Here is a 2,913-nt window from a genome sequence, read left to right as displayed (position 1 = left end):
CTGTATGTTCAGTTTCTCTCTCGCACTTTTCACAAAACCTAATATTCGTACTGCCTCCATTGAGATTGACGCACGCATGGAAAACGACATACTAAGAATACCAAAAGCACTAAGTAAGTTTGTATTCTTACTTAAKACATTCGACTTTGTGCCCAAAGTTGAAAAGATAGCTAACGCCCAATTAAGGGGTGAACAACGCCTCCACCCAAACCTAAAGCATTGTGCCATAAACACTAAAACTGAAGTAGAAGCAAAAGTGCCAAGCGTTGTGAATCCCTCTTAAATTGCTTGTTAGGGCTTTTCTAGCGGCTGCTCAATCTTAGAGAAATTTCCTTCTTGCGAAGTACTATATTTAGCGTATGCTAACTGCCCTGCTTGCGCGAGCGTAAAAATAACAGCCAAGAAGCTCAGCAGTTTTACAAATGGCTTCTCCATATAGTTATTAAGCTTTTGAGATACGTTATAGTTAGATACCTTTACCTTACCTCTCTGCAGTAAGAAATACATCGACTGGAACCAATAAGCCTTTGACATTGTTGATTTATGGAGCCTTACAAATTCTTTGTCTTCAAACGCTTTGACCTCTTCTTCACCACTTAGGTTATCTCGATGATTGCCATCGTTTAATTTCTGAAGAGTTTTCATTCTTGGGTGAGCAATACTATCTTTGCCATACTTTTCGATAATAAGACTAGATAGGTTATGCTTGCTTGAATCTTGGATTCTAACACCTCTTTCACCTGATAGAACTTCATATCGGTGAGACAATGCCTCAAAACCATAGTTGATGTTGGACATGTTCCAGTGCAACCATAATGCACCATTGTTATCGCGTACAAATGAGTAAAACTCAGCCAACATTTGCTTTTCTAATTCATTATAGTTGTCTGCAATTTTGTCTCTACCAATGTGCTTTTTTTCAGCCACTAGATGGATTGAAAAACTATGCATAGTATGGCTTTGAAGATGTAACACTGCGATAGAAGTAACGCGAGGGGAAATGTTTTCATTGTTGTCGTTTAGGTTTTCGCACGAATAATGAATTACGTAGATATTATGCTCGTTTGCTTTGAGGAACTTGAGCTTGTCTTTGATACTCAATGAAGTCACCCATATAAACTGTGTATCGGAAAACTACAATTATATCATCACTTTCAACTTATTGAATATAATAACTAAAGGCTGGAGCCCTAACGCCCAATTAAGGGGGGAACAACGCCTCCACCCAACCTAAAGCATTGTGCCATAAACACTAAACTGGCTTGAAGTGAAAGTGCCAAGCGTTGTGAATCCCTCTTAAATTGCTTGTTATGCCACTTTACGACTTGTCACTATGCCCACTAACTTTGTTGTAATATGGCAGAAATCCATTGTTGTTTTCTTTAAATTTTTCAATCCAGTAGGCTTCCCACTCAAATTGTTCAGCATCGCTGGGTATCAAAGAATACTCGATCCTATTGAAATTCCAGTCCTTTCTTTCAGGGACGCCAAATCTACGTTTTATATTGCCTTTTCCAATGTAAACAATTTGACCATCATCGCTAATGTAACGATATATACCATAGTCATCAGGTAAAGCTTTTGGGCACGAGTCTCTGTTCACTGTCAACTCGAAAGCTGGTGCCAATTGAATTACCCACATGCCTTGGGATTTTCGTGCAACAAACTTTTTGTCTTCCGAATTCTCAGATTCTGCAACTTTCTTGACCCACAAATACCTTTTTATAAGATCAGCAGCTGCACTTCGATAATAGTTACTTTTCCCTCCCAGAGAGTAACTATCCCTACTATCAAACGCATCGTAGAATTTGAACCCAATTTTACGGTTCTCTTCATCAATAAAGTACTCAACTTGACTGTACTTGTTCAACTCTGCAATTTTAGTAAACACAGCTGAATACTGAAATCGATTATCACCAAACCCAATTACAGGTTCATCAGCTTGAACTCTGGTTCTTACGAACTTTACAAATGTCATATATGCTCTGGCATTAAACTAAGTTTTTGTTTTCACGATTATACATTATATGTTAACAGCAGCGAATGGCAGCATATGCTCCCCACTACGGAGTGGCATAACGCCCAATTAAGTTGTGAGCAACACTGCCACCATACTCAAACACTTCGCCGAAATCACCAAACTAATTGAAACCGAAAGCGCCGAGCGTTGCGAATCAGCTTGAATTGTTTGTTATGCAATTTTTCCAACACGCGCCTGAGCTAACAAATAACAAGCTACTGTAATATCGAAAGAAATGCACATTACTACGTACCACTCGGGAGCGACAATACTCCCCGAACCTGACAAGTGGAGACCAACGTCCCAAACAGGATGAAGTAACCACCCGACAGCTAACAAATTGGAGCTACGACTTTTTGAAAGAACAAAGAAAGCACCGTATAACAACACACCTAGAGACTCGATGCCGATCCAAACTAGGTTTGAGGCTAGAACTGCAAAAAGTACATAGATGAGAGCAGCAATTATCAACGCATAGCCAAGGATTTTAAGACGCGATTCCGAAGGTTTATGATGCACAAACTTGATCAGCACGGCACTAGCAATTACACCAAAAACTAGCCAAAATATTACTTCCATTGCTGTAATTTCCTCTAATTGCATAACGCCGCGTTAAGTGGTGAACAACGCGACCACAAAAGCTGATTCAAACCAAAAATGCCAAGCGTTGTGAATCCGTCTTAAACGCTTTGTTAGGTGAACTTACTTCTAACCAGCGTCAACCCAGTCAGAAACGATAGATTTGGCGTCTAAAAAACTAACTGGCATTTTCAATTTAGCCATGTTTTCTTTTGCTAATTCAAAAGATACTTTTTGAAATTTACAACGATTGAAATACGCTTGAAGCTTTTGATCATGCCGTTTAATTGGTCGTTCAGATCCTGCCAAAACCC

General features: G+C 39.4%; 5 protein-coding genes. 1 reads left to right on the top strand and 4 read right to left on the bottom strand.

The window, feature by feature from the left end; genetic code table 11:
* Nucleotides 1-283, top strand: a 283-nt coding sequence (locus tag ELS82_RS26745) for a hypothetical protein (RefSeq protein WP_208733278.1), incomplete at its 5' end; no start/stop codon positions are given.
* Between the two features lie 8 nt (nucleotides 284-291).
* Here the strand turns inward: ELS82_RS26745 and ELS82_RS23940 are convergent.
* The 4 genes from ELS82_RS23940 to ELS82_RS26520 form a co-directional block, all read right to left on the bottom strand.
* On the bottom strand, nucleotides 292-1,101 hold the full coding sequence (locus ELS82_RS23940; protein ID WP_134837646.1) for a hypothetical protein: 810 nt from the start codon (nucleotides 1,099-1,101) through the stop codon (nucleotides 292-294).
* Nucleotides 1,102-1,318: 217 nt separating this feature from the next.
* The gene (locus tag ELS82_RS23935; RefSeq protein WP_134837645.1) at nucleotides 1,319-1,978 is read right to left on the bottom strand and encodes a GIY-YIG nuclease family protein; all 660 of its coding nucleotides are present in this window, start codon (nucleotides 1,976-1,978) and stop codon (nucleotides 1,319-1,321) included.
* A 213-nt stretch (nucleotides 1,979-2,191) separates the two neighbouring features.
* Nucleotides 2,192-2,599, bottom strand: a complete 408-nt coding sequence (locus ELS82_RS23930; RefSeq protein WP_134837644.1) for a DUF6010 family protein — start codon at nucleotides 2,597-2,599, stop codon at nucleotides 2,192-2,194.
* A gap of 129 nt (nucleotides 2,600-2,728) precedes the next feature.
* On the bottom strand, nucleotides 2,729-2,913 hold a 185-nt coding region (locus ELS82_RS26520; protein ID WP_167489510.1), incomplete at its 5' end, for a hypothetical protein.

Source organism: Vibrio ouci (assembly GCF_004551525.1).
GTDB classification, from domain to species: Bacteria; Pseudomonadota; Gammaproteobacteria; order Enterobacterales; family Vibrionaceae; genus Vibrio; species Vibrio ouci.
Note: the sequence above shows the minus strand (reverse complement) of the source record. Positions and strands in the feature narration are given on the sequence as shown.

Coding starts and splice junctions, on each gene's coding strand:
- ELS82_RS23935 (WP_134837645.1), bottom strand. CDS start 1,978: ATGACATTTGTAAAGTTCGTAAGAACCAGAGTTCAAGCTGATGAACCT.
- ELS82_RS23930 (WP_134837644.1), bottom strand. CDS start 2,599: ATGGAAGTAATATTTTGGCTAGTTTTTGGTGTAATTGCTAGTGCCGTG.